Origin of the sequence: Caballeronia sp. GAWG1-5s-s (assembly GCF_023631445.1) — a bacterium.
GTDB lineage: Bacteria > Pseudomonadota > Gammaproteobacteria > Burkholderiales > Burkholderiaceae > Caballeronia.
Window position 1 is genome coordinate 51,553 of sequence record NZ_JALQDC010000010.1, and the last position, 25,085, is coordinate 76,637.

Consider the following 25,085-nt stretch of genomic DNA (forward strand, 5'->3'; position numbering starts at 1 on the left):
CCTAAAGTATTGGATTAAGTTCCCTGCGATCAGCGGAAGTTATCCTTCCATCCGCGCAGCATGCGGAACGCCTCCGTCCGGTCGGCGACCGGCTCCTCGAACTGTGCGACAAGCGCCGCTCGAATTGCCGGCTGATCGACGCGCAAGAACGGATTTACCGCTTTTTCATGACCGATGGTCGTGGGCAGCGTCGGCTTGCCGGCAGCGCGCAGCGCCTGTGCTTCATCGCTCCAGCGCGAGAGCGCCGCGCTGTCCGGCTCGCAGGCCCGCGCGAAGCGAATGTTCGACAGCGTGTACTCGTGCGCGCAGTGCACGAGCGTCGCGTCCGGGAGCGCGGCGAGTGCGTCGAGCGACGTGAGCATTTGCTGCGGCGTGCCTTCGAAAAGACGCCCGCAGCCGCTCGCGAACAGCGTGTCGCCGCAAAAGACATGCGGCGTGCCGCTGCCGTCGTCTTCCTGGAAGTAAGCGATATGGCCGGCCGTATGGCCGGGCACATCCATGACCGTGAAGCTGAGCGCGGGCTGCGCGATGCGTGCCGTGTCGCCGCCCGCAAGCCGCTCGGTCAGATGCTCGATGCGCTCGCCGGCCGGTCCATACACCGGAATGCCCTCGTCCGATCGGCTATCGAGCAATGCTTTCACGCCGCCGACATGGTCGCGATGATGGTGCGTGAGTAAAATAGCGGTCAGCCGCCAGCCGCGTTCGGCGAGATAGGCCTCGACGGGTGCGGCGTCGCCCGGGTCGATCACGACGGCATCGCGCGAATCCGACACGAGCCAGATGTAGTTGTCTTCGAAGGCCGGGACCGGCACGTACTCGAGTTCGCGCCTGGGCGCGCGTTTGGACGAATCTTCAGCAAACGAATCCATGGCGATCATCTACGCGGCATCCGAACATGTCTGACCGAGCGATTATAGACTGGCCCGCCTGGACGAACTCCGCGCCCGGACGCTACGTGCTGGAGTGGGAGCAGGCGCAGCTCGACCGCGTGGTCTGCGACATCTTCGGCTATCACGCGCTTCAGCTCGGCATGCCACAACTGGATGCCTTGCGCGAGAATCGCATGACCGGGCGCGCCCTCGTGCTCGACGCCGATAGCGGCGCGAGCGCGCCGTACACGCTGCCGCGCACGTCCGCAAGAGGCACGAGCGCGCCGGAAGGACGCAGCACCGTCTGGTGCGAATTCCTGGATCTGCCGTTCGAAGCGCAGAGCGTCGATTTGCTCGTGCTGCCGCATACGCTGGAATTCTCGCGTGACCCGCATCGACTGTTGCGCGAAGCCGAGCGCGTGCTCGTGCCCGAAGGCCAGTTGATCATCCTGGGGTTCAATTCGCTCAGTTTGTGGGGCGCGCGGCAATCGCTCGGCAAGGTGGCGGGACGCCCGTTCGTGCCGGAAGCGCACGACATGATCGCGTTCACGCGCATCAAGGACTGGATCAAGCTGCTCGGCTTCGACCTTGAACGCGGGCGCTTCGGCTGCTATCGTCCGCCGCTGCTGACGGACAAATGGCTGCAGCGCTATGAATTCATGGAGCCCGCCGGCGACCGCTGGTGGCCCATCTTCGGCGCTGCGTACATGATCACCGCGGTGAAGCGCGTGCGCGGCATGCGGCTCATCGGTCCACGCAAGCTGATAAAAACCGCGCTCGCGCCCGGACTCGCTCCGGTCGCGGCCCCGCACACTCGCAACGAGCATTGATGACTGACGAATCCGCATCGGCCAAAGTAATCGACATCTATACTGACGGCGCCTGCAAAGGCAATCCCGGTCCGGGCGGCTGGGGCGCCCTTCTGCGTTTCGGCGCGCTCGAGAAGGAACTGTTCGGCGGCGAAGCCGCAACCACGAACAACCGCATGGAGTTGATGGCCGTGATCGCCGCCCTCGAGGCGTTGAAGCGGCCGTGCCACGCCGTGATTCACACCGACTCGCAATATGTGCAGAAAGGGATCAGCGAGTGGATTCACGGCTGGAAGAAAAAGAACTGGATGACGGCCGCCAAGACCCCCGTGAAGAACGCCGACTTGTGGAAGCGCCTCGACGCGCTCGTCGCGCAGCACGAGATCGAATGGCGCTGGGTCAAGGGTCACGCCGGGCATCCCGAAAACGAACGCGCCGATGCGCTCGCCAATCGCGGCGTGACATCGCTTGCCGAAAGCTGAACGCAGCACTACACCGAATCTCATGCGCCAACTGATACTGGACACCGAAACCACCGGCCTGAACGCTCGCACGGGCGACAGGATCATCGAAATCGGCTGCGTCGAGCTGATCAATCGCCGGCTGACGGGCAACAACCTGCACATCTACGTCAACCCTGAACGCGACAGCGACCCCGGCGCGCTGGCGGTGCACGGCCTCACCACCGAATTCCTGAGCGACAAGCCCAAGTTCGCGGAGATCGCCGCGCAGCTGCGCGATTTCATCGCGGGCGCGGAGCTGATCATCCACAACGCGCCCTTCGATATCGGCTTTCTCGACATGGAGTTCGCGCTGCTCGGGCTGCCGAAGGTGTCCGAGATCTGCGCCGGCGTGATCGACTCGCTCGCGCACGCGAAGCAGATGTTCCCCGGCAAGCGCAATTCGCTCGACGCGCTGTGCGACCGCTTCGGCATCAGCAACGCGCACCGCACGCTGCACGGCGCGCTGCTCGACTCCGAATTGCTCACCGAGGTCTATCTGGCGATGACGCGCGGCCAGGAGAGCCTCGTCATCGACATGCTGGGCGACGCGGAAACGGAAGGCGCGACGGCTGCGCCGCGCATCGCGCTGGACGACCTGGATCTGCCGGTGATCGCCGCGAGCGGCGAAGAACTCGCCGCGCACGAAGCGGTGCTCAACGATCTGGACAAGGCGCTCAAGGGCACGAGCGTGTGGCGGACGGAAGCGCCGCAGACCGAGCCGGATGCGGTCGCCGCATAATTTTTCGAAATTGCTTAAAGAATCGCTTTACGAGACGAGATAGTCCTGACATAATCTCAATCTCTTCGGGTGGTTAGCTCAGCGGTAGAGCACTGCCTTCACACGGCAGGGGTCACTGGTTCGATCCCAGTACTACCCACCAGAATTCTGGTGCTGGTAACGCCAAGACACCGAAGATTAAAAGGCCCAAGTCTAGCGACTTGGGCCTTTTTCATTTTCCGCCCGCAAACCCGGCACTTCACCTCGCCCAAACGCCCCGCGCCATCCCGGTCGCCGCAATCACCATCACGATGACGAGCGCCGCCTCGAGATCGCTCATCCACGCGAAGCGCCGCGCCCGCGTCAAGTCGATCGCCCCGCCCTGCGCCAGCGCCGCGCGCCAGCGGATCAACGCGAGCATCGGCGAGACTTCGATCAGCAGAATGACCACGAGCGCGGTCATCTTCAGGTGAAAAAGCGGCTCGTGCAGATAGTACGCACCGCCCTTCTCGAACCCGCCGAACGCGCGCGTCAGGCCGGTGACGATCAGGACGACAGCCGCGATGCCCCACACCGCGTCCGACCGGAACACGTCACGCAGACGCAATGCGTTCGCTTGCACCGATTCCGCCGCGTCCAGCCGGCGCAATGCGCGCGCACGCGCGAGCACCGAACCGAGCGCGAAGCCGAAGGCGAGCAGATGAAGCGCGGCGAGCAACCAACGTATCAGCATCCTTTCCTCCCACTATCGACAAGAAAGACCGGTACGGCTCGGCCCGACGCAGCTTAGACCTGGCTCAGCGTGGCGTCGAGCGCGCGTGCGGCGCTGCGGTCGCTCTCGGTGGAAAGCGGCGCGCGGAAAACCGTCGTGCGATTGTGACCGGCTGCAGCGGGCGAATCCCACAGCAGTTCCACTTTCGGACGCCGCGAGAACCAGCTTCGCCGCGCGATGCCATTCGATGCCACTGGCGCTGCGGCCGGCTGCGCCGATGCCGTCAGGACCGGCCATTTCACCGACAGTTCTCGTGCGTCGTACTGGCCGAGCTTGCGGCTCTCGGCCCAGACAATCGCCGTGCGCGTGACGGGATCGAGCGAAATGGCATAGCGGCCGATAGCGAAGCGCCGCGCCGCGATGTTCGTGCGCCACAGCGCGCGGGGCCGGCAAATCCACATCACCACCGCATAGAGCGCCGGCGCGACCGCCAGCCAGCCGTTCGTTTCAGCGAGCGTGTGCACGAAGCGCCGCCAGCCCGACGTCCAGACGAACGCGCCGATCGAGAAAATCGCGAAGCCGAAGGTCAGCAGCGCGAGCAGCCTCAGCGCTTGCCGAAGCCACTGCGGCAACGGATGCAGCGGACGCTCCATGCGCGGCTTCGCGCCCGGCAGCACGATCAGAAGGAAGATGAGGACGAGATTGAGGCAAGCCCACGGCGACGAAGTCATCGCGCGCACCGAGGAGAGATAGCCCATCTGCGACATCGAGAGCGCCCATCGCGCCGCGAGAATCACGCCGATGGCCCGCAGCGCGAACAGAGTCCCTGCGCCTGGTGCCGGGCTCGCGCTGGTTTGCTTGGTTCTCGCCAAAGGGTGCGCTCCTGTCCACGAACGTTGCCTGCCGCCGCTGTCTGTGCGAGCGGGCGGCCACTGCGCTTTGCGCAGCGCAAAGCTCGGACATTATAGGGAGATTACGGAGGGCGTCATCGGTTTCGCTTCGCGCATGCGGCGCGGCGCTCGAATTACGTCTGGACTGTGCCATTACGACAACGCCCCGCGCACCTTTCGGCGGGCGGGGCGTTCTCCGGGCCGCATCGCTGCGGCCACGGACAGTTCGCAGCTATCAGGCGTTCACTTCGCGCAGAACGGTGCGGCGCTTCTGGCGCAGCAGTTCCTCATAGTTCTGCACGTAGCGCGCCGCCATCACCTTCGACGAGAAGCGCGTCTCGAACGTCTCGCGGACCTTCGCGCGCGACAGCGAGTCGAGGCGCTTCACCGCGGCGATCGCCGAGAGTTCGTCTTCCACGACGAAGCCCGACACGCCGTTCTCGATCACTTCCGGCACCGAGCCGCGATTGAACGCGATCACCGGCGTGCCGCAGGCCATCGCCTCGATCATCACGAGGCCGAAGGGCTCCGGCCAGTCGATCGGGAACAGCAGCGCATGCGCGTTGCCGAGGAATTCGGTCTTCTCGGCCTCGCTGATCTCGCCGATGTACTCGACGTGCGGCAGCGCGAAGAGCGGCTTGATCTCTTCTTCGTAATAAGCGCGGTCGGCCTTGTCCAGCTTCGCGGCGATCTTGATCTTCATGCCCGCGGCCTGCGCGATGCGGATGGCGCGGTCCACGCGCTTCTCCGGCGAGATGCGGCCGAGGAACGCCAGATAGCCGGGCTTCACGTTCGGAATCGGCTTCAGCAGGTTTTCCGGCAGGCCGTGGTACACCGTCGAAAGCCAGTTGGCTTGCGGCAGCGGCTGGCGCTGATTGTCCGAAATCGACACTACCGGCACGTCCTTGAACGTATTGAAGATCGGCTGCAGTTCCGGCAGATCGAGACGGCCGTGCATCGTCGTCAGGAACGGCACCGGCTGGCGCGCGAACAGCGAGAACGGGTAATAGTCGATATGGAAGTGCAGCACGTCGAACTCGTCGGCGCGGCGGCGGACTTCTTCGAGCAGCAGCATGTGCGGCGCCATCGTGTCGCGGATGGTCGGGTCGAGGCGCAGCGCTTGCGGCCAGAAGGCTTCGAGCTTCGCGGACGTCTGCGAATCACCGCTCGCGAAGAGCGTGACGTCGTGTCCAGCCTCGACAAGAGCCTCGGTCAGATAAGACACCACGCGTTCCGTGCCGCCGTAGAGCTTCGGCGGAACAGCCTCGTGGAGGGGCGCGATTTGAGCGATTCGCATGATCGTGAAACTCCTAATAAAAGGTCAGGCAAGGTACTGCTGTCATGTTTGACATCGGGAGCGAATCGCTCGGCTCGGGCGAGAGCTTTTCGCGGCGCGTCGGCCTCGGCAGCGGCTGGTGCTCGAGTGAAAAAGCGGGTCGCTGATCACCGGCTCCACGCGGGCGTTGCCACAAGCAACTTCGGAGCCATATCTCAAAAACCGCCGCGCCCAGCAATAAACGCGCTCGGCCTCGGGCGGTTGACGACTTCCTACAGAAAGCTGTCAAAAAGTCTAAGTGAAAACCCGGAGCGCATTATGGAGCCTTTTACACCGGCGACAGGGAGTCATTTCAACTTATTTACCTTGTTACACCGGGGAAACATTTAACAAACCCCTGTTTATTAAGGTTGTTCTACATTGGAGCACGTGCCGCGGCGATGCACGGGCGGCGACTCGCTCTCTGCCGTTACGAGGCACGCCGAACGGGATGCTGGCGCATCCCATGCTTATATCGACGCTGCCGCGCGGGAAGCTCCCGGACAGGAGCACGCGCGGCGGGCCGCGCCAGCCGTCGCTTCATCGCAAAAATGCGCGCGATGTGCTTACAATGCGCGCCCAAGCCGAAAAGACGTGCTCGCGGTTATGACGCGAAGCGCACAGTCGATGTACGGACGACAACATCCGCCGTGCATCATTTGCCTGAACGACGTTCGCACGGCCGGTTACTGGCTACAATTCAGCGATGGAGACGGCGCCGCGCCGCCTCGGTTTCGATGTCAATCGCGCCGGCCACGCCGACGCATCGGACAGGCAGTGCATCCGCATGGCATCGCCCGAAGGCGCAACACACGCTCAACCGCTTTACGACCCAAAAAGACCATTGGACCAACTCACCGTCTCCCAGCGTAACGCGCACAACGCCAAGCTCGCGAGCTATGCGCACCGCCCGCTCGCGTTCCTGATGCGCTACATCCGCCGGCATCCGATCGCCCATGCCATCGTGCTCGCGAGCGTGTTCGCGGCCGTCGGGTGCGCGCTGGCGTCGCAATATGCGATCAAGCATCTGATCGACGTGCTCGGTCAAGGGCGCGGCCACCCCGGCCCGCTCTGGGGCGCGTTCATGATCCTGGTCGGCCTGATCGCCGCCGACAACCTGCTGTGGCGGGTAGGCGGCTGGGTCGGCGCGCATGTGTTCGTGATCGTCACGGGCGATCTGCGCAAAGACCTGTTCTCGTACCTCTCCGGCCATTCGCCGACGTACTTCTCCGAGAAGCAGCCCGGCATGTTGGCGAGCCGCATTACCGCGACCTCGAACGCCATCTACACATCCGAAAACGTGATGGCGTGGAACGTGTTGCCGCCGTGCATCGCGGTGCTGGGCGCGATCGTGATGATCGTCGCGGTCAATCCGTTGATGGCGGCGGGCCTCATGGCCGCCTCCATCATTCTCGCGCTCGTGCTCTACCGGCTCGCGAAGCGCGGCTCGGCGCGGCATCACAGCTTTGCGTCGAAGGCGGCGTCGGTGGATGGCGAGCTCGTCGACGTGATCGGCAACATGGCGCTCGTGCGCGCGTTCGGCATGACGTTCCGCGAGCAGAAACGCTTCGGCTCGACGGTGAAGGCCGAAATGGTCGCGCGCCAGCAAAGCCTGCTCTACCTCGAGAAGCTGCGCCTCTTCCACGCGGTCGTCACCGCGATTCTTTCCGCTGGCTTGCTCGGCTGGGCGCTGTGGCTGTGGTCGCAAGGCCGCGCGACCTCGGGCGATATCGTGCTCGTCAGCTCGCTCGGCTTCACCATTCTGCACGGCACGCGCGATCTCGCCGTCGCGCTCGTCGATGTGACGCAGCACGTCGCGCGTCTCGCCGAAGCCGTTCAGACGCTGCTGGAGCCGCACGGCATGCCGGACCGGTCGGACGCGACGGAGCTCGTGCCGCAAGGCGGACGCGTCGACTTCGAAGGCGTGACGTTCGCGTATCCGCGCCGCCGTCCGATTCTCGACAACTTCCATCTGCATATCGAGCCAGGCCAGCGCGTCGGCCTGATCGGCAAGTCGGGCGCGGGCAAGTCCACGGTGCTCGCCCTGCTGCAACGCTTCTACGAGACGCAGAAAGGCAGCATCAAGATCGACGGCCAGGACATCGCCTCGATCACGCAGGACAGCTTGCGTCACGCCATCGCGCTCGTGCCGCAGGATATCTCGCTGTTCCATCGCACGGTGTTCGAGAACATCGCGTACGGGCGTCCGGATGCGAGCCGCGAGGAAGTGCTCGCCGCCGCCCGCGAGGCGCGCTGCACGGACTTCATCGAGGCGATGCCGGAAGGTTTCGATACGATCGTCGGCGATCGCGGCGTGAAGCTGTCGGGCGGCCAGCGCCAGCGCATTGCGATCGCGCGAGCCATTCTGAAGAACGCGCCGATCCTGCTGCTCGACGAAGCCACGTCCGCGCTCGACAGCGCGTCGGAAGAAGCGATTCAGCAGGCGCTCGACCGGCTGATGATCGGCCGCACGGTCATCGCCATCGCGCACCGGCTCTCGACGCTGCAGAACTTCGACCGGATCATCGTGATGAGCGCGGGCCGCGTGATCGACGACGGCTCGCCGCAAGAGCTGCGCGAGCGGCCGGGGCTGTATCGCGAGTTGCTCGCGAAGCAACACGGCAAGCTGCCTTCCATCGTCGCGACGCCGCACAAGCAGCCGGCCTGACCTGACAAGCGAGTGCCGAGAAAGCCGCGTTTCCTGATTGGGGAAACGCGGCTTTTTTACGTCTATTGCGCTTTCAGATCCCGCAGGAAGTTGTCGCGCCACACGGACACGTTGTTGTCGCGCAATAGCGCATACATCTCCTGATGCCGGGCCCGGCGCTCGTCGAGCGGCATCGCGAGCGCGGTGGCGAGCGCATCCGCCATGCCGTCGATGTCCAGTGGATTCACGATCAGCGCCGCCGTCAGTTCACGCGCCGCGCCCGCGAATTGTGAAAGCACGAGCACGCCGGGATCGTCCGGATTCTGCGCGGACACGTATTCCTTCGCGACCAGATTCATGCCGTCGCGCAGCGGCGTCACAAGGCCGACATGCGCCTCGCGAAAGAGCGCGGCGAGCACCGGCCGCTCGTACTGGCGATGGATATAGCGGATCGGCGTCCAGTCCAGTTCCGCATAGCGCCCGTTGATGCGCCCCGATTCGGCTTCGAGCTGCTGGCGGATGTCACGGTAAGCGTCGACGTCCGTGCGCGTCGGCGGCGCGATCTGGAGCAACGACACGTTGTTGCGCTGCTGCGGATCGTGCTCGAACAGACGCTCGAACGCGCGGAAACGCTCGACGAGGCCCTTCGAGTAATCCAGCCGGTCGACGCTCATCACGAGCTTGCGCTGATGCAGCGTCTCCTTGACGATCTGCACGTCCCGACCGCCCTCGCCGTCCTTCGCGAGCGCGCGCACTTCGTCCGGGTAGACGCCGATCGGATACGCCGCCGCCTTCAGCGTCTGGCCGAACGCGCGAATCTCGACAGGCTGGTCCGCCTGCCGCGTGAGCGCCCCGCCCGCCTCGCTTTCGATGTAATCGCAGAACGCGCGCACGTCCGGCTCCGTCTGAAAGCCAAGCAGATCGAACGCGCAAAGCGCCTCGACCAGTTCGCGGTGACGCGGCACGCTCAACAGAATCTGCGACGCCGGAAACGGAATGTGCAGAAAGAAGCCGATGCGATTCTCGACGCCCAGCGCGCGCAATGCCTGCGCGAACGGAATCAGGTGATAGTCGTGGACCCAGATGACGTCGTCGGGCCGAAGCAGCGGCGCGAGCCGCGCGGCGAGCCAGTGATTCACGCGGCAGTAGCCTTCGTATTCGTGGCGATCGAACTCGATCAGGTCCGGACGATAGTGGAACGCGGGCCACAGCGTCGCGTTAGAAAAGCCGCGGTAATACTGGTCGTAGTCGCGCCGCACGAGCCCGATGGTCGCGAACGTCACCGGTCCGTGCTCCTCCAGCGTGATGCCGTCGGGCGGCGTGGAGAGCACTTCGCCGCTCCAGCCGAACCAGACGCCGCCGGTTTCCTTGAGCGCGTCGTAGACGCCGACCGCCAGCCCGCCCGCTGCCGGACCGCCCTCGGAAATCGGCGCGACCCGGTTCGAAACGATGATGAGACGGCTCACGCGTGCTTCCCCGCCGTTCCCGCGATCACTTGCAGCCAGTCGAGCAGCAGTTCCACCGATTCGATGCGCGAGCGCGCCACGGTCTCGCCCGGACCGACCTTGATGGACAGACCATCGAACTCGTTGACGACCGCGAAGCCTTTTTCGTCGGTCAGGTCGTCGCCGATGAACACAGGCTTACGGCCCGTGAAAGGCGGCTCGGCCATGAAGGCGCGCAACGCGCGGCCCTTGTCCACGTCCTTCGGCTTGATCTCGTACACCATCTTGCCGGGCTGGAGCACGTAGGCATCGGCGTAATCGTTCACGAGCCGCTCGGTCGCCGCGCGCGCGGCCGGCTCGCGGTCGGGCGCGTTGCGGTAGTGCAGCGCGAGCGCCGCGCCCTTGATCTCCAGCAGCATGCCGGGATTGGCGCTGACCACGCCCTCCAGCACGTGCTCCATGCGCAAGAGCCGCTCATCGTTGAAGCCGATGCGCTGGACATCGCCATTCGCGTCGCGCCGCTCGGCGCCGTGCATGCCCGCGACGGGCAGATCCGGAATCTGCAAAAACGAGTCGATATTGTCGATACCGCGCCCCGACACGACCGCGACCGCGTTGTTGGTCGCGCGTCTTAACGCAGCGAGAATGTCGGGCACCGATCGCGGCACGAAAATGCCGTCCGGCGTGGAAGCGAGTTCGACGAGCGTGCCGTCGAAATCGAAGAAAAATGCGGTCTCGGCGAGAGACAAGGAATCGGGAAGAATTTGCATCGGTCGTTGGCCTGTGGTTTCCCTTTGACGGCGCGCGGCGCGCGAAGTGTTGCGCATCTTACGTGCGCCAGCTTTCGGTCTGGAAAGCCGCGTGACTGACGGACGCATTCGGCGAGCCTTCCGTTCATCTTCGACGGAGCTTTCGGCACGCCGGGATTGTGCGGCAAATCGTCTCAAAAATGGTCCGCAACGTAGATGATGCGCCACCTCGGTCCGCAAAGGCGTGTATTTTGCGACAGATGTTCCTGCCGTCAAAGCCCGCCGCCTACCGCGGCCCGATCCTCCCGATGCACACTTCGTTCCCCGCTTCGCCTCTAACGCCGGCCGCGCGCTGGCGCCGGTTTGCCGCTCCGCTTGCTTTTCTCGCGCTCGCCGCGTGCTCGCGGCCGGGCGAGCCGTGGCATCTGACGGACGTTTCGGGACACTTGCCCGACCTGAACTTCTCGCTCACCGACGACAGCGGCGCGCCCGTGACCGGACGCTCGTTCGAGGGTCACACGACGCTCGTGTACTTCGGCTACACGCACTGTCCTGATGTGTGCCCCGAAACGATGGCGCGGCTGATGCAGGTTTTACAGCGCGTCGGACCGGACGCGGACAATGCGCGCATCCTGTTCGTCTCCGTCGATCCCGCGCGCGACACGCCGCCGCTCTTGCGCGCGTACGTCCGCGCGTTCGACGAAAAGCATGCCGTCGGGCTGACCGGCAGCGACCGGGCCATCGAAGCGGTCGCGCAGCGCTATCGCATCGCGTATCAGATGGAAAAGCGCGATCCGCGCGGCGCCTACGAGGTCTCGCACAGCTCAGGCGTCTATATCTTCGATCGCGAAGGCCACGCGCGCCTGCTCGCGACGGACCGCGATTCCATCGACGCGATTGCGGCCGATCTGCGCCGCATCATTCATTCGAAGGACGCGTGATGAGCACGCTCCTCTATTGGCTCGACCCGTGGGAGCCGTCGCCGACGGTCGTGATCGCGGTGCTCGTCGCCGCCGTGCTGTTCGCGCGCGGCGCGCGGCATGCGCGGGTGTCCATCTCGCGGCACATTGCGTTCTGGCTGGGCCTGGGCGCGCTCTACGTGGCGCTGCACACGCGGCTCGATTACTTCTTCGAGCACGAGTTCTTCATGCATCGGCTGCAACATCTCGTGCTGCATCACCTCGGGCCGTTTTTGATCGCGCTGTCGTATCCCGGCGCGGCGCTGCGCGCCGGGGTGCCGTTCGCGTGGCGGCAACGCTGGCTGCGCCCGCTCACCGAGACGCGAGCGGCGCGCATGTTCTTCGATATCGTGTTCAATCCGGCCGTCGCCGTGCTGCTATTCGTCGGCTTGATCTACTTCTGGCTGCTCTCGCCGATCCACTTCAAGGCGATGCTCGATGCCCGGCTCTATCGCGTGATGAACTGGAGCATGGTGATCGACGGGCTGCTGTTCTGGTGGCTCGTGCTGGACCCTCGGCCCGCGCCGCCCGCGCGGCTCGCGCCGGGACGCCGCATTCTCGTCGTGATCGCCGCCATTCCGCCGCAGATCATTCTCGGCGCCTTTATCTTTTTCACGCCGCACGAGCTGTATCCGATCTATTCGATCTGCGGCCGCGCGTTCACCTGGATCACGCCGATGCGCGATCAGCAGATCGGCGGTCTGTTGCTGTGGATTCCCGGCTCGATGATGAGCGTAATCGGCGCGTTGATCGCGCTGCGCCACTGGCTGCGGCTGTCGGCGCGCTCGCGGCTGCGTCAGGAGCGCGCGACGCGCATCGAGCCGGTGCGCGCGACCGCGTCATGAGCCAAATCATGAGCCGAAGCCGGGACGGCGCATCCAGACGTGCGGAATGCCGTCCTCGTCGTGCACGCCCGAGGACGCGACGAAACCGAATGCGCCATAGAACCGCTGCAAGTGCGCCTGCGCGTGCAGGCTGATGGGCTCGTCCGGCCATTGTTCGAGGATATGCTTCAGCGCGCGTTCGAGCATGGCGTTGCCGAGCTTCATGCCGCGAAAGCCGGCGGTCGTCAGCACGCGGCCGATGCGCACGTCTTTCTCGCTCGCGTCCGGATTGCCCGGCAGCAGTACGCGCAGATAGCCTGCGAGGCGCGGACGCTTGTCCCCTTCCCCGTACGCGAGAAGATGCCACGCGTTGGTATCGAGCCCGTCGATATCGCCATACACGCAATTCTGCTCGACGACGAACACCGCGCTGCGGGCGGCCAGCATGTCGTAAACTTCAGCGGGCGTCAGGTCGTCGAAGGGCTTCCAGCGCCATTGAATGTCGGAGAGTCGGTCGGTCATGGGAATAAGTATCGGATCGCACGGGCGTTCTGCGATTATGCCGCGCGGCCGGTTGAATCGGTGCCGAATGAAGCGCGGATAAAGAAAAAGCCCTGACGGGTCAGGGCTTTTCAAGTGGAGGCGCGAACCGGAGTCGAACCGGTCTAAACGGCTTTGCAGGCCGCTGCATAACCGCTTTGCTATCGCGCCGAAAGCGGTGTGGTGCGCGCCGGTCGAACGACGCCGGCTGACTCACCAAACAAAAAGGGAAGCGTTGCTTCCCCTTTGACTGGAGCGGGAGACGAGTCTCGAACTCGCGACCTCAACCTTGGCAAGGTTGCGCTCTACCAACTGAGCTACTCCCGCATTTCACTTCTTGCTTGAGCGCTTCGCTTATCTCACTTGCTGCTTTGCGTCGCGCATCAGAGAAACGAGATTATGTAGAAGGAAAAGCCGCCTGTCAACTGTCTCTCGTGCGGTTTATTCGCATTCGACGCAATTTTTTGCACTGCGCCGACATCGGCTCACAACATGCCGCCGCGCTCCCGAATTTGCGGCCACGCGAGCTTCATGTAGTACAGCATCGACCAGACGGTGAGAAAAGCCGCGACGTCGATGAGCCACAAGCCCCACACGCGCGTATCCATGACCCACTGCGTGCCCGCGATGCGCAGCGGGCCGTAGAACAGCAGCATCGGAATGGCGACCATCTGGCAGACGGTCTTGAACTTGCCGAGCGAATTCACCGCCACGCTCTTCGATGCGCCGATCTGCGCCATCCATTCGCGCAGCGCCGAAATGGTGATCTCCCGGCCGACGATCACGAGCGCGATCACCGCGTTCAGACGCGAAAGCTGCACGAGCACGAGGAGCGCGGCCGTCACCATCAGCTTGTCGGCGACCGGATCGAGGAACGCGCCGAACGCGGAGGTTTGATTGAGCTTGCGCGCGAGAAAGCCGTCGAACCAATCGGTGAGCGCGGCGAGCACGAAGATGATCATCGCGAGCAGATTGCGATGCTCCGGGCTCAACATCATGTCCGGCAGATAGAACACGCCCACGACGAGCGGAATCAGCACGATTCGCAACCACGTCAGAAAGATCGGTAAGTTGAACGGCATGGGCGATCAGCGAGTGAAGGACATGTAAGGGAGCCGCCATTGTGCCGTGTCGCTCTGCCGCTCACAAGGCGCGCGCCCCGCGCGGCGCGGCTCGCAGCGGGCCGCGCGGCGAGGCTCGTCAATGCAACTGCCGGTAAATCTGCTGCGCGAGCGCAAGCGAAATGCCTTCGACGCTCGCCAGGTCTTCGACGCTCGCCGCCTGCACGCCGCGCAATCCGCCGAAGCGCGACAGCAGCCGCTGACGCCGTTTCGCGCCAACGCCTTCCAGCTCCTCCAGACGCGACGTCTGGCGCGCTTTCGCGCGCTTCGCCCGCATGCCGGTGATCGCGAAGCGGTGCGCTTCGTCGCGAATCTGCGCGACGAGCATCAGCGCGGCGCTTTCCTTGCCGAGCTCGAGCGCCGGCCGCCCGTCCGCGAAGATCAAGGTCTCCAGGCCGACCTTGCGCCCTTCGCCCTTCGCCACGCCGACGAGCATGCCGTGATCCAGCCCGAGTTCAGAGAACACCTGCCGCGCGATCTCGACCTGCCCCTTCCCGCCGTCGATCAGCACGATGTTCGGCAGCGTGCCGCCCGCCGCGACCGCGGGTGCCGCATCGGGCGTGACGTTGGGATCGGCGGCGTCTTCGGGTTGCAGCGCAGCCGCTTCCTCGTTCGCGTTGGCGGCCGCCTGCGCGACCATCTTCTCGTAGCGGCGCGTGAGCACCTGGCGCATCGCGGCGTAGTCGTCGCCGGGCGTGATGCCGTTGATGTTGTAGCGGCGGTATTCGCCCGTCTGCATCTTGTGATGGTGATACACGACGCACGACGCCTGCGTCGCCTCGCCCATCGTATGGCTGATGTCGAAACATTCGATGCGCATGAGCGCGAGATCGTCCATGTCGAGCCCGAGCGTTTCCGCTAGCGAGCGGGTGCGCGCCTGCTGCGAGCCCTGCTCCGACAAGAGGCGTGCGAGCGCGAGCTTCGCGTTTTGCTCGGCCATCGAAAGCCATACGCGCTTCTGGCCCTGCGGCTGACGCAGCAGCGCGACCTTGTGCCCGGCCTGTTCGATGAGCAGATCGACGAGTTCGCGGCTCGGCGCATGCGTCACGATCAGCACCGGCGGCACGCGATTGCCGATGTAGTGCTGCGCCATGAAGGCTTCGAGCACTTCGGATTCGAGGGTGCCTTCGCGGGGTTCGGGAGTGGCTTTGGTGTCTGCGGCGGCATCGGGTGGCGCTTCGGCTTCGATCTCCGATTCGGCGTTGGCATTGGCTGTGGCGTCGGCTTCGTCGTTCACGTCAAAGTTCGCGTTCGCTTCCAAGCCTGAGGACACGTCCACATCCGCGCCAACGTCGCCCTCGACCGCGATTTCCCCCGGCTCGCCATCCTCGATGTCGTCTTCGTCACCGCCGAGCGCCACCGCGCTTTCCACATGCGCCGGGAAATACGCCTTGTCGCCCAGATGCCGCCCACCGCGCACCATCGCGAGATTCACGCACACCTTGCCGCCCAGCGCGACGACCGCGAGGATATCCACGTCGCTGTCGCTGCCGACTTCGATCGCCTGCTGATGCAGCACCGTCGAGAGCGAACTCATCTGGTTGCGCACGGCCGCTGCCTGCTCGAACTTGAGGTCGGCGGCGAACGCGTGCATCTTCTGCTCCAGTTCCTTCATCACCTCGCCCTGCCGCCCGAGCAGAAAGCGCGACGCGTTCGCCACGTCGCGGGCGTAATCCTCCTCGGTGATGAGGCCGGTGCACGGCGCGGTGCATCGCCCGATCTGATGCAGCAGACACGGACGCGTGCGGTTGCTGAACACCGAATCCTCGCACGTGCGCAACTGGAACACGCGCTGCAGGATCTGGATGCTCTCGCGCACGGCCCACGCGCTCGGAAACGGCCCGAAATACTGGTTCTTCTTGTCCACCGCGCCACGGTAGTACGCCATGCGCGGAAACTGATGCCCGGTAAGCTTGAGAAACGGATACGACTTGTCGTCGCGAAACAGGATGTTGTAGCGCGGCGCGAGCGCCTTGATCAGATTGTTCTCGAGCAGCAACGCTTCGGCTTCCGAGCGCGTCACCGTCGTCTCGATCTTGCGGATGCGCGTGACCATCATCGCGATGCGCGGCGAATGCAGCGTCTTCGTGAAGTAGCTCGATACGCGCTTCTTCAGATTGCGCGCCTTGCCGACGTAGAGCACATTGCCGTCGCCGTCGTAATAGCGGTACACGCCCGGCAGATGCGGCAGTTGCGCGAGCGTCTTCTTCGGGTCGAAATGGGATTCGGGGGCGTCGGTCTGAGTCATGCAGCGAATATCGCGACGAAGCGCGAAGGGACAAGGGCGGCGGCAAGCCGTGGGGCGGACGGTATCTGTCGGGTAGCCCGACTTTCTCGCGAAAGCCGGGCCCCCCGAGAACCGTACGTGCGAGTTTCCCCGCATACGGCTCAAATCTACAAACAAAGTTCTGTCTACGACAGAACCGGCTTAGTTACAACTAGTTTTCCAGCATGCACTTGCCGGTGGCAGTGCGGGTGAAGCAGCGCCCGGTTGGACAAGGCGTCGGTGCCACCATGCATCCGATATTCCAGATGATGGTCGTGCCAACCCGTTTCGTCCGTCAAGGCACAGCCACAATGCGCGCATAGCCCGCTTTGTGACAGGTATAGCGCGGCCCATTGCTTCCGGTAACGCATCTGTTCCCACATGCGCCCTTGCCGCAATGTCTCGCCATACTGCTCCCACTTCGGATCAAAAGGATTGAACTCGCCCTTGATCCTCGTGTGCCGTTTGATAGCTGTACCGCTAAGCTGGTACAGCTCATTCAGCCCCCAACTGCCGTCCTCGCGCTCCGTGCGGACGGCAAACATCCAATTCCGGGCACCAACAGAGTGAAAGTACTTCTGCTTCACCCATACAGCGCTCTTCTGCGGATGCCTCCGCTTCGACCACCGCCAGAGCTTCCGAAAAATCAGATGCTCCATCCGGCTGTACGTCTGCTTGGCCGAGACCGGACGGTGATACTGCGCCCATCCGCGCAACATCGGGTTCAGCAGTTGGACCAGAACCTCCTGCTTTACCGTTTTGTTGCCGCTGATCGTTTCCGCCACCTTGCGATAAAACGCTTGCGCGTTTTTCTTGCTCGGCTTGATGAGCAGCTTTCCCGAGTACTTCCGGAAATTCCACCCAAGGAAATCGAAGCCTTCATCAATGTGGGTGATCCGCGTTTTTGCCTCTGACAGTTGCAGGCCTCGAACAGCAAGGAATGCTTCCACCCAAGGCCTGACCTCGTTTTCCAGAATCTCTTTGGAGTCGCCGGTGATCACGAAGTCATCCGCGTATCGCACCACATTCACTTTCAGCTTCTTTGCCTTTGCGATCCCGAATTTCGCACCGAGGTGCGCAATCAGTTCACGCTCCAGCCCGTTCAGCGTCACGTTTGCCAGCGTCGGGGAGATGATGCCTCCCTGCGGCGTACCGGCCTCAGTCGCCTGTAGCTGCCCCTTGTAAATCAGGCCAGCCTTCAACCACTTCCGGAGAATTTCCCTGTCCATGGGGACATGGTTTTCCAGCCAATCGTGGTTGATGTGGTCAAAGCAGCCTTTGATATCCGCTTCCAGTACCCATCGGGACGAATTCCTCCGGGACGTGCAAGCTCGTACCTGACCCATAGCGTCAGCCGTTGAGCGATTGATCCGGAACCCATACGAGTTCGGGTCGCTCGTCGACTCTGCTACCGGCTCCAAGGCCAGCAGATACAAGGCTTGCATCGCCCTGTCCCGCATGGTCGGAATGCCCAAAGGACGCTCCTTTCCATTGGCCTTGGGGATAAAAACTCTCCGTAATGGCAAAGGGTTATATCCGCGCCGCTTCAACCTGCCGATGGCTTCCCACCGGCTCTCAGGCGAGTCCCACAGTTCGCAATCGACTCCAGCCGTTCGCGCACCCTGGTTCTGCGTAACACGTCGTATCGCATACAGCTTCGCGGACAACGTGCGAGTCAGCATCCGTTGCAGGGCTTTCACCCTGCGCCAATCACCTTCCCGCGTCGCCTTCGCAATTCGAATCTGCATCCCTCGCACGTTCCGCTCAACTTTCCGCCAATTGACGGCATTCCAGTTGACAGGCGCGTGGGAAAGCGCAGATCCGGTCTTTCGACCAGATACTTTCATGCTGCTCTCCTACTTGGAAAAAGTCCCCAGGCAGAAGGCGCATCTCCCCAGAGGGGCAGACACACCCCTCTAGGGAACAACAGACACCTCAATAGGAGCGCGTGCGCCCCTATCTCGGACAAACACCTCAGTACGGGCGCATGCACCTGTACCTGACCAAGTTACAGAGGGTAGTCAGCCGCCTTGCGACGGTAGACCAGACGGAAGTCTGCCCGCTTTCGCGTGGGATAATGTCTCAACCCCTATCCGTGCCATTACAACCCGGCATTCGCTTTTTCCGTCCTCCCATACCCGCATGATCAACAACGTTCCTTACGGTCCGTCTGCCAGCCGTACAGCGCTGGCGACCATACGGGCTTACCACGTTCCCGGCATGTCACACGACTGACGTAGGTTCTGCCTATCCCCCGGTGGTGCTGTAACGACGTAGCCCAAATTCTAAGTGGGCTATCCGACCACGTACCGTTTTGGTTAGAGCCCGATGTTTCAAGCAGCTTTGGCTCCTCACTGGTAACGAGGTTTATCAGCAGTTCACTTACATTAACCTTATCAGCCAGCCTAGCTCCTCAACCCCCTCGCTGCTGGGAGTCTCCGAACAATCCCCTCACGGGAACGGTCCGCCCGATACCTCCGGGGGCTACATTGTCCGAGGAGCTTCACACCCCACCGTTGCCAGTGACGCATGTCCTCGTAGGCTACTGCTGGTCGTACAGCAGGTTCACTGCCCTCCCCCGAACTGCAGGTCGGGCCGAACAATGACATCCCGAGCTTTCGCTCGTATCGTGTAGCGGGTTCACCACACTAGGCGGCGAACGCTGCAAACAACACTCCGCTTTGTCAGCGGAAGTGAAGCCGCTGACTGGGCGGAATCTGGTGATAACCAGACTAATGCAACACGTTCCACGGCCAAGCTGCACCGCGGTTCGTTCCATCCAGGAAGTGGCCGAAACCACCCCTACTACAAGGGCGCGGCCCACAAGGGGGCCGCCTGCGGAGGGTAGAGCGACCGAAACCGAAGTCTCAGGCGATATCCCTCTAGTCGATGCCTCTTAACGCGAGGCCCACGGACACGAGCGTGCGTGTCGCACTAGAATCGCCAGTTTAGATCATTACGGCGCGGTCCCGCCGGCCGCCCTCTCGCCATGTCCACCGCCTCCACCACATCGTCCCCCGCGGAACTCGCCTGCGACATCTTCTGCGCGGTCGTCGACAACTTCGGCGATATCGGCGTGTGCTGGCGGCTCGCGCGTCAACTGCGCGCGGAACATGGCTGGCGCGTGCGGCTTTTCGTCGACGACCTCGCGGTTTTCCACGCGCTCTGCCCCGCCGTCGATGCGTCGCTCGCGCGGCAGGAGGCGGCAGGCGTCGTCATCGAGCACTGGCGCGAGCCCGCGCACGCCGGCGACATCATCCAGATCGCGGATGTCGTCGTCGAAGCCTTCGCCTGCGAACTGCCGCACGCGTACATCGCGGCGATGGCCCGGCGCGAGCGCAAGCCGGTTTGGATCAATCTCGAATATCTGAGCGGCGAGGACTGGGTCGCGGACTTCCATCTGCGGCCCTCGCCGCATCCGCGCTATCCGCTCGACAAGACCTTCTTTTTTCCCGGCCTCGGCGCGGGCACGGGCGGCGTGTTGAAGGAGCGCGATCTCGACAGCGCGCGCATGCGCTTCGATGCAGCGGCGTGGTGGCGAGAACGCGTGGGCATCGCGCGTCCGGACGACGGCTCGACGGTCGTTTCCCTCTTCGCGTACGAGAATCCCGCCGTCGATGCGCTGCTCGCGCAATGGCGCGACGGCGCGGCGCCTATCGTTCTTCTTGTGCCCGAGGGCCGCATTTCCGGCGCGGTCGCGCGCTTCTTCGGGCTGCCCAAGTTCGCGGCGGGCACGTCGGCGCGGGCGGGCGCGCTTCAGGCGCACGCGCTCGGATTCGTCGAGCAACCGCGTTTCGACGAACTGCTGTGGGCGTCCGATATCAACTTCGTGCGTGGCGAAGACTCGTTCGTGCGCGCGCAGTGGGCGCGAAAGCCTTTCGTCTGGCACATCTATCCGCAGGCCGACGACGCGCATCTGCCGAAACTCGACGCCGCGCTCGCGCACCTCACGCGCGGCCTGTCGCCAGCGGCGGAACAGTCGATCAGCCGCTTCTGGCACGCATGGAACGGCGCGGGCACGCCGGACTGGGCGGACTTCTGGCGGCATCGAAGCGAATTGGAGTCGCGGGCCTCGTCCTGGGCGGATGAACTGGCGAGCGTCGGCGATTTGGCCGGCAATCTGGTCACTCATGTGACTGCCCGCATGGCGGCGTGACGGAGGCGAACGCGCCGTCGTCCGTATCGCATGAAACCGCGCGCGGTGCCGGCCCGGCTCGCCAAATAAGCAAAAACTCAGTTAAAATAAGCGGTTATCCGATGAGCAAGCCGCTTTCTGTCGCGCGAATCTGTCGCGGCCCATGACGAAAACGTTCTGACAGCGCCGCGAGTCCGATCAGCCACTATCAACATTAATTAGCCAAGTCTGGCCATATTCATTCGTAAGGATCCAGTTTTATGAAGACCGCACAAGAACTCCGCGTCGGCAACGTCGTCATGATCGGCAACGATGCCATGGTCGTGCAGCGCGCCGAATACAACAAGTCCGGCCGTAACGCAGCGGTCGTGAAAATGAAGTTCAAGAACCTGCTGACCAACGCGGGCATGGAAACCGTCTATAAGGCGGACGACAAGTTCGACGTCGTCGTGCTGGACCGCAAGGAAGTGACGTACTCGTACTTCGCCGACCCGATGTACGTGTTCATGGACGCCGACTACAACCAGTACGAAGTCGAAGCCGAAATGATGGGCGACGCGCTCAACTACCTCGAAGACGGCATGGCGTGCGAAGTCGTGTTCTACAACGAGAAGGCCATCTCGGTCGAACTGCCGACCACGCTGGTTCGCGAAATCGTCTACACGGAACCGGCCGTCAAGGGCGATACGTCGTCGGGCAAGGTGCTGAAGACCGCCAAGCTCCACACCGGCTTCGAACTGCAAGTGCCGCTCTTCTGCAACATCGGCGACAAGATCGAAATCGACACGCGCACGAACGAGTACCGCAGCCGGGCGTAAGACGTAACCATTACGCTCTTACGCCGCACGCGGGCCGGCGGTTCCGAAACCGCCTCCCGCCGCTGTCACAAAAACGCGCCCCATCGCGGGCGCTTTTTCTTTTGCATGAAGTTTTTGACAATTTCAGGCAAACTTTACCGGTCATTGTTGCAATGTCGTGGTGTTGCGCGTTCCGAACGGCTGTCCTTCGCTCCCCTTTTCCCCGAGAAATCAGGCACCGGGGTGGACGGCAGTTCGTCAATAATCGCTTGGCACAATTCCTGCTCGGTTCGTTTGATACGGACTAAACAACACGACATGCGCAACTCGCCGTCTCTCTGTGGCCGACTGCTGATCGTCGCGACGCTCGCTTTGCCCGCCTTCTTCCTGGCGGCATGCGCGTCTGCACCGACCACGGAGTCCGCCGGAGATTACGCGTCGGATGCCTCGGTGACCGCGCGCGTGAAAACGGCCCTCTTGGCCGACCCGGGATTGAAGTCGCTCGCGGTAAGCGTGTCGACGTATCGCGGCGTCGTGGTGCTGTCCGGAACCGTGAACTCGGAGGAACAGATTCGGAAGGCCGTCGCAGTAACTCGCAGCGTGTCGGGGGTGCAATCCGTCAACAACGATCTGCACGTGAAGCCGCAATGACGCACTAGCCCCATCCAATCGCAGGACAAAAAGAAAACCGCAGCGGGATGCCACGCCGATCCAATGTTCGACCGGGACGAGACGCCGCAGCCCGCCCACGAGCGCCCGAGTTTCAAGCGCCGCCCTCGCCTGGCGACGCATGCGGCAACGGCAATTACAGTCCATTTTGATACGTTGTGTCTGCCATGCCACACGCTCTGATTGTCGAAGACGATCCCAACAGCCTTTCCGGCCTGTCCGCGATTTTGTCCGCCGACGGCTTCTCGGTCGACACCGCGACGACGCTCGCCGAAGCTCGTTCCGCCTTGACGCGCTTCATTCCGGACGTCGTGCTGATCGACCTGAACCTGCCCGACGGCAGCGGCCTCGACCTCCTGCCGAGCCTGCCCTCGCAACCGCCCGACGGCGCGCTCCCCGTTATCGTGATGACGGGCAATGCGACGGTCGAGAGCGCGATCGAAGGTCTGCGCCACGGTATTTGGGATTACTTGCTGAAGCCCGTCAACATTCCGCGTCTGCGCAGCCTGCTCGCGCGCATTCCGCGTCCTTACGAGCTGACGGAAGAAGTGCAGGCGCTGCGCTCGACGCTGCGCGAACTCGGCCATTTCGGCGACATGCTCGGACGCAGCGTGCCGATGCAGCACGTCTACGATCAGATCGAGCACACCGCGCCCACGGAAGCCGCCGTGCTCATCAGCGGCGAGCCGGGCACCGGCAAGAAGCTCGCGGCGCACACGATCCATCAGCTGAGCCGCCGTCGCAAGGGGCCGTTCATCAGCTTCGATTGCTCGACGATCCGCGAAGAAGGCGCGCACCGCTCGATGGACAGCGTTCTTTTCGGCCACGAGCGGAACGCGTTCGCCGGCGCGGAAAACCGCGAGCCGGGCCTGCTCGAACAAGCGGGCGGCGGCACGCTGTTCCTCGATCAGATCGACTCGCTGCCCGCCGCGCAACAGGAAGCGTTGTTGCGCGCGCTGGACTCGCAGACGTTCATGCGCGTGGGCGGCAGCAATCGCATCATGACGGACTTCCGCCTGATCGCCGCGCTGCGCGCGCCGGCCCGCGATGCCGTGTCGAGCGGCGCCCTGCGCGAAGACCTGTTCCAGCGCCTGTCGGCCTCGTCGATCGTCTTGCCGCCGCTGCGCGAACGCGACGACGACATCGCGCTCATGGCCGAGCAGTTCGTCGACGAGTTGAACCGCGAGAACCACATCGCCGGCATCACGAGCGGGTCGCCGAAGCGCATCAGCCCGGCTTTCCTGCGCGAGTGTCTCGCGAACGAATGGCCGGGCAACGTGCGCGAAATGCGCGAGCGCGTGCGCCGCGCGTATCACGCATCGGGCGAGACCATCGACACCTTGCGCGTCGACGAGCCGGGCGGAATCGGCGGGCGCGGGCTCAATGGCAGCAGCGTGCAAGTGACGGTGGGCACGGCGCTCGCCGATGTCGAGGACATGCTGATCCGCGCGACGCTCGAAGCGGTCGGCGGCACGCGGCATCGGGCGGCGACGCTGCTCGGCATCAGTCCCAAGACGCTCTACAACAAGCTCCAGCGCATGAAGCTGGAATCGTCGTAAAGCGGCGCGATTCGCCAAATAAAAACGCCACGGCAAGCAACTGCCGTGGCGTTTTGTCATTCGGGCGAGCCGTTCAGCCCAAGGCGGTTTTCACGAGCTGGCGCGCCGCCTGATATTCCGGCTGGCTTTGCAGCTTGCTCCAGCGCAGCGCCTTGCCGCGCGGACGCATCTGCTTGATGCGCTGCTGCGACGCTTTCGTCGGCGTGAAGCGCAATTGCTCCAGCACCTTGCCCGCCTCGTCCGGCTGATTGCAGATCAGCACCATGTCGCAACCCGCCGTGAGCGCGGCCGTCGCGGCTTCGGTGAGCGTGCCGCCGGCGCGGGCGGCTTCCATCGAGAGGTCGTCGCTGAAGATGGCGCCGTTGAAGCCCAGCTTGCCGCGCAGAATGTCTTGCAGCCAGATGCGCGAAAAACCGGCGGGCTTGTCGTCGACCTTTGTGTAAATGACGTGCGCCGGAATCACCGACGCGAGCGACAACCCGAGCCAGTCGTACGGCCGCACGTCGGCGGCGAGAATCTCGTCGAGCGGGCGATCATCCGTCGGCAAGGCGACGTGCGAGTCCGCCGCCGCGAAACCATGCCCCGGAAAATGCTTGCCGCAGTTCGCCATGCCCGCGAGCGCAAGACCGTGATTCAGGCTCTTCGCGAGCATCGTCACCACGCGCGGATCGCTATGCAGCGCGCGGTCGCCGATCACCTGCGATTGTCCGTAGTTCAGATCGAGCACCGGCGTGAAGCTCATGTCGATGCCGCACGCGCGCAATTCCGACGCGAGCACGTAGCCGAACGCGGTGGCCGCCTTGCTCGCGGCCAGAACATCGCGGTCCCACAACGCGCCGAGCTTGCCCGGCGCGGGCAGCACCGTGAAGCCGTCGGTGCGAAAACGCTGCACGCGCCCGCCTTCGTGATCGACCGCGATCAGAATGTCGTCGCGCACCGCGCGGATCGCGTCGGTGAGCGCCACCAGTTGCGCGCGGTCCTGAAAATGCCGCGCGAAGAGAATGATGCCGCCCGTCATAGGATGCGAAAGGCGCTCGATATCCGCGTCGTTGAGCGTCGTGCCGGCGACGTCGAACATGACGGGGCCGGGAATGCGTTTCATCGGATTCAATTGGCTTCTTGTTGTGATGTAAGTGTGATGATTCGGCGCGATCACGCCTTGTCCGCAATTTCCGCGATAACGAACGTCACCGCGTAGTCGCGCTCGTCGCTGAGCGTCACTTGCGCCGTGATGCCGCGTTGCGCGAGCCATTCGGCCAGTTCGCCCGATGCCGCGATCACCGGCTTGCCGCTCGGCTCGTTGAGCGTTTGCAGCGCGCGCCAGGTCATCGGCCAGCGCATGCCGAGGCCGATGGCCTTCGAGAACGCTTCCTTCGCGGAAAAGCGCGTGGCGAGAAACGCGAGGCCGCGCACTTCGGAGCGCGCGCGCCGCGCGTGATAGATGCGCAGTTCGTCGGGGCCGAGCACTTTCTCGGCGAAGCGCCCGTTGGTGCGCTCCATGACGCCCGCGACGCGGCTGACTTGCACGAGGTCCGTGCCGATTCCGTAGATCGCCATG

General features: G+C 63.7%; 22 protein-coding genes and 3 tRNA genes. 11 read left to right on the plus strand and 14 right to left on the minus strand.

Translation table 11 applies throughout. From position 1 onward, the window contains the following. Nucleotides 1-29: 29 nt before the first annotated feature. Complete coding sequence (gene gloB, locus NCR34_RS09690; RefSeq protein ID WP_250499729.1) at nucleotides 30-878, minus strand: hydroxyacylglutathione hydrolase; 849 nt, start codon at nucleotides 876-878, stop codon at nucleotides 30-32. 17 nt (nucleotides 879-895) lie between these two features. Between gloB and NCR34_RS09695 the strand changes: the two genes are divergently transcribed. The 4 genes from NCR34_RS09695 (at nucleotide 896) to NCR34_RS09710 (ending at nucleotide 3,062) form a co-directional block, all read left to right on the plus strand. Further along, nucleotides 896-1,699, plus strand: a complete 804-nt coding sequence (locus tag NCR34_RS09695; protein ID WP_250499730.1) for a class I SAM-dependent methyltransferase — start codon at nucleotides 896-898, stop codon at nucleotides 1,697-1,699. After that, the gene (rnhA, locus tag NCR34_RS09700) at nucleotides 1,699-2,160 is read left to right on the plus strand and encodes a ribonuclease HI (RefSeq protein ID WP_175944412.1); all 462 of its coding nucleotides are present in this window, start codon (nucleotides 1,699-1,701) and stop codon (nucleotides 2,158-2,160) included. The genes NCR34_RS09695 and rnhA overlap by 1 nt, the downstream gene beginning before the upstream one ends. 22 nt (nucleotides 2,161-2,182) lie before the next feature. Continuing rightward, nucleotides 2,183-2,920, plus strand: coding sequence for a DNA polymerase III subunit epsilon (gene dnaQ, locus NCR34_RS09705; RefSeq protein ID WP_250499731.1), 738 nt, complete (start codon nucleotides 2,183-2,185; stop codon nucleotides 2,918-2,920). 67 nt (nucleotides 2,921-2,987) lie between these two features. Next, nucleotides 2,988-3,062 (plus strand) — tRNA-Val (locus NCR34_RS09710). A gap of 96 nt (nucleotides 3,063-3,158) precedes the next feature. Here NCR34_RS09710 and NCR34_RS09715 read toward each other — a convergent pair. The 3 genes from NCR34_RS09715 to NCR34_RS09725 all read right to left on the minus strand — a co-directional run bounded on the left by NCR34_RS09715 (nucleotide 3,159) and on the right by NCR34_RS09725 (nucleotide 5,798). After that, nucleotides 3,159-3,632 (minus strand): DUF2214 family protein, encoded by a 474-nt coding sequence (locus NCR34_RS09715; RefSeq protein WP_250499732.1) that lies wholly within the window; start codon nucleotides 3,630-3,632, stop codon nucleotides 3,159-3,161. Between the two features lie 53 nt (nucleotides 3,633-3,685). Then, on the minus strand, nucleotides 3,686-4,483 hold the full coding sequence (locus NCR34_RS09720) for a hypothetical protein (RefSeq protein WP_250499733.1): 798 nt from the start codon (nucleotides 4,481-4,483) through the stop codon (nucleotides 3,686-3,688). 253 nt (nucleotides 4,484-4,736) lie between these two features. Next, the gene (locus NCR34_RS09725; RefSeq protein WP_175944420.1) at nucleotides 4,737-5,798 is read right to left on the minus strand and encodes a glycosyltransferase family 4 protein; all 1,062 of its coding nucleotides are present in this window, start codon (nucleotides 5,796-5,798) and stop codon (nucleotides 4,737-4,739) included. A gap of 805 nt (nucleotides 5,799-6,603) precedes the next feature. Between NCR34_RS09725 and NCR34_RS09730 the strand changes: the two genes are divergently transcribed. After that, nucleotides 6,604-8,484, plus strand: a complete 1,881-nt coding sequence (locus NCR34_RS09730; RefSeq protein WP_241269898.1) for an ABC transporter ATP-binding protein — start codon at nucleotides 6,604-6,606, stop codon at nucleotides 8,482-8,484. Nucleotides 8,485-8,546: 62 nt separating this feature from the next. On the opposite strand, the gene otsA is transcribed toward NCR34_RS09730, so the two are convergent. Together otsA and otsB are read right to left on the minus strand one after the other, a co-directional pair. After that, on the minus strand, nucleotides 8,547-9,929 hold the full coding sequence (gene otsA, locus NCR34_RS09735) for an alpha,alpha-trehalose-phosphate synthase (UDP-forming) (RefSeq protein ID WP_250499734.1): 1,383 nt from the start codon (nucleotides 9,927-9,929) through the stop codon (nucleotides 8,547-8,549). Then, on the minus strand, nucleotides 9,926-10,678 hold the full coding sequence (gene otsB / locus NCR34_RS09740) for a trehalose-phosphatase (RefSeq protein WP_250499735.1): 753 nt from the start codon (nucleotides 10,676-10,678) through the stop codon (nucleotides 9,926-9,928). Before otsB ends, otsA begins: the two co-directional genes overlap by 4 nt. A 287-nt stretch (nucleotides 10,679-10,965) precedes the next feature. Here otsB and NCR34_RS09745 point away from each other — a divergent pair, with 287 nt between their 5' ends. Together NCR34_RS09745 and NCR34_RS09750 are read left to right on the plus strand one after the other, a co-directional pair. Continuing rightward, on the plus strand, nucleotides 10,966-11,598 hold the full coding sequence (locus tag NCR34_RS09745; RefSeq protein ID WP_250499736.1) for an SCO family protein: 633 nt from the start codon (nucleotides 10,966-10,968) through the stop codon (nucleotides 11,596-11,598). After that, the gene (locus tag NCR34_RS09750; protein WP_250499737.1) at nucleotides 11,598-12,461 is read left to right on the plus strand and encodes a cytochrome c oxidase assembly protein; all 864 of its coding nucleotides are present in this window, start codon (nucleotides 11,598-11,600) and stop codon (nucleotides 12,459-12,461) included. Before NCR34_RS09745 ends, NCR34_RS09750 begins: the two co-directional genes overlap by 1 nt. Before the next feature lie 6 nt (nucleotides 12,462-12,467). Here the strand turns inward: NCR34_RS09750 and NCR34_RS09755 are convergent, their stop codons facing one another. The 6 genes from NCR34_RS09755 to ltrA form a co-directional block, all read right to left on the minus strand. Beyond that, on the minus strand, nucleotides 12,468-12,962 hold the full coding sequence (locus NCR34_RS09755; protein WP_250499738.1) for a GNAT family N-acetyltransferase: 495 nt from the start codon (nucleotides 12,960-12,962) through the stop codon (nucleotides 12,468-12,470). A gap of 115 nt (nucleotides 12,963-13,077) precedes the next feature. Next, nucleotides 13,078-13,151 (minus strand) — tRNA-Cys (locus NCR34_RS09760). Nucleotides 13,152-13,231: 80 nt separating this feature from the next. Next, a tRNA-Gly gene (locus tag NCR34_RS09765) sits at nucleotides 13,232-13,307 on the minus strand. A 158-nt stretch (nucleotides 13,308-13,465) separates the two neighbouring features. Further along, a complete protein-coding gene (pgsA, locus tag NCR34_RS09770) occupies nucleotides 13,466-14,062 on the minus strand; it encodes a CDP-diacylglycerol--glycerol-3-phosphate 3-phosphatidyltransferase (protein WP_250499739.1) in 597 nt (198 codons plus the stop codon). Between the two features lie 118 nt (nucleotides 14,063-14,180). Then, nucleotides 14,181-16,349 (minus strand): excinuclease ABC subunit UvrC, encoded by a 2,169-nt coding sequence (gene uvrC, locus NCR34_RS09775; protein ID WP_250499740.1) that lies wholly within the window; start codon nucleotides 16,347-16,349, stop codon nucleotides 14,181-14,183. Nucleotides 16,350-16,513: 164 nt separating this feature from the next. Continuing rightward, entirely contained in the window at nucleotides 16,514-18,214 is a 1,701-nt protein-coding gene (ltrA, locus tag NCR34_RS09780; protein WP_250499741.1) for a group II intron reverse transcriptase/maturase, read from the minus strand. Nucleotides 18,215-19,356: 1,142 nt separating this feature from the next. On the opposite strand from ltrA, the gene earP reads away from it, so the two are divergent. The 4 genes from earP (at nucleotide 19,357) to NCR34_RS09800 (ending at nucleotide 23,527) form a co-directional block, all read left to right on the plus strand. Then, nucleotides 19,357-20,523, plus strand: coding sequence for an elongation factor P maturation arginine rhamnosyltransferase EarP (gene earP / locus NCR34_RS09785; protein ID WP_250499742.1), 1,167 nt, complete (start codon nucleotides 19,357-19,359; stop codon nucleotides 20,521-20,523). 239 nt (nucleotides 20,524-20,762) lie between these two features. Next, nucleotides 20,763-21,320 (plus strand): elongation factor P, encoded by a 558-nt coding sequence (gene efp, locus NCR34_RS09790; protein ID WP_175944441.1) that lies wholly within the window; start codon nucleotides 20,763-20,765, stop codon nucleotides 21,318-21,320. A gap of 105 nt (nucleotides 21,321-21,425) precedes the next feature. Then, complete coding sequence (locus tag NCR34_RS28190) at nucleotides 21,426-21,950, plus strand: BON domain-containing protein (RefSeq protein WP_350029428.1); 525 nt, start codon at nucleotides 21,426-21,428, stop codon at nucleotides 21,948-21,950. Nucleotides 21,951-22,135: 185 nt separating this feature from the next. Further along, nucleotides 22,136-23,527: a sigma-54-dependent transcriptional regulator gene (locus NCR34_RS09800; RefSeq protein WP_250499743.1), complete on the plus strand. Its 1,392-nt coding sequence runs from the start codon at nucleotides 22,136-22,138 to the stop codon at nucleotides 23,525-23,527. 73 nt (nucleotides 23,528-23,600) lie between these two features. On the opposite strand, the gene nagZ is transcribed toward NCR34_RS09800, so the two are convergent. Together nagZ and acpS are read right to left on the minus strand one after the other, a co-directional pair. Next, nucleotides 23,601-24,629: a beta-N-acetylhexosaminidase gene (gene nagZ / locus NCR34_RS09805; RefSeq protein ID WP_250499834.1), complete on the minus strand. Its 1,029-nt coding sequence runs from the start codon at nucleotides 24,627-24,629 to the stop codon at nucleotides 23,601-23,603. Between the two features lie 50 nt (nucleotides 24,630-24,679). Beyond that, nucleotides 24,680-25,084: a holo-ACP synthase gene (acpS, locus tag NCR34_RS09810; RefSeq protein WP_250472719.1), complete on the minus strand. Its 405-nt coding sequence runs from the start codon at nucleotides 25,082-25,084 to the stop codon at nucleotides 24,680-24,682. Between the last annotated feature and the right edge of the window lies 1 nt (nucleotide 25,085).

Coding starts and splice junctions, on each gene's coding strand:
- NCR34_RS09745 (WP_250499736.1), top strand. CDS start 10,966: ATGCACACTTCGTTCCCCGCTTCGCCTCTAACGCCGGCCGCGCGCTGG.
- NCR34_RS09750 (WP_250499737.1), top strand. CDS start 11,598: ATGAGCACGCTCCTCTATTGGCTCGACCCGTGGGAGCCGTCGCCGACG.
- acpS (WP_250472719.1), bottom strand. CDS start 25,084: ATGGCGATCTACGGAATCGGCACGGACCTCGTGCAAGTCAGCCGCGTC.
- NCR34_RS09730 (WP_241269898.1), top strand. CDS start 6,604: ATGGCATCGCCCGAAGGCGCAACACACGCTCAACCGCTTTACGACCCA.
- otsB (WP_250499735.1), bottom strand. CDS start 10,678: ATGCAAATTCTTCCCGATTCCTTGTCTCTCGCCGAGACCGCATTTTTC.
- ltrA (WP_250499741.1), bottom strand. CDS start 18,214: ATGAAAGTATCTGGTCGAAAGACCGGATCTGCGCTTTCCCACGCGCCT.
- uvrC (WP_250499740.1), bottom strand. CDS start 16,349: ATGACTCAGACCGACGCCCCCGAATCCCATTTCGACCCGAAGAAGACG.
- NCR34_RS09800 (WP_250499743.1), top strand. CDS start 22,136: ATGCCACACGCTCTGATTGTCGAAGACGATCCCAACAGCCTTTCCGGC.
- NCR34_RS28190 (WP_350029428.1), top strand. CDS start 21,426: ATGAAGTTTTTGACAATTTCAGGCAAACTTTACCGGTCATTGTTGCAA.
- pgsA (WP_250499739.1), bottom strand. CDS start 14,062: ATGCCGTTCAACTTACCGATCTTTCTGACGTGGTTGCGAATCGTGCTG.
- NCR34_RS09755 (WP_250499738.1), bottom strand. CDS start 12,962: ATGACCGACCGACTCTCCGACATTCAATGGCGCTGGAAGCCCTTCGAC.
- rnhA (WP_175944412.1), top strand. CDS start 1,699: ATGACTGACGAATCCGCATCGGCCAAAGTAATCGACATCTATACTGAC.
- earP (WP_250499742.1), top strand. CDS start 19,357: ATGTCCACCGCCTCCACCACATCGTCCCCCGCGGAACTCGCCTGCGAC.
- nagZ (WP_250499834.1), bottom strand. CDS start 24,629: ATGAAACGCATTCCCGGCCCCGTCATGTTCGACGTCGCCGGCACGACG.
- NCR34_RS09715 (WP_250499732.1), bottom strand. CDS start 3,632: ATGCTGATACGTTGGTTGCTCGCCGCGCTTCATCTGCTCGCCTTCGGC.
- gloB (WP_250499729.1), bottom strand. CDS start 878: ATGATCGCCATGGATTCGTTTGCTGAAGATTCGTCCAAACGCGCGCCC.
- dnaQ (WP_250499731.1), top strand. CDS start 2,183: ATGCGCCAACTGATACTGGACACCGAAACCACCGGCCTGAACGCTCGC.
- NCR34_RS09725 (WP_175944420.1), bottom strand. CDS start 5,798: ATGCGAATCGCTCAAATCGCGCCCCTCCACGAGGCTGTTCCGCCGAAG.
- efp (WP_175944441.1), top strand. CDS start 20,763: ATGAAGACCGCACAAGAACTCCGCGTCGGCAACGTCGTCATGATCGGC.
- NCR34_RS09695 (WP_250499730.1), top strand. CDS start 896: ATGTCTGACCGAGCGATTATAGACTGGCCCGCCTGGACGAACTCCGCG.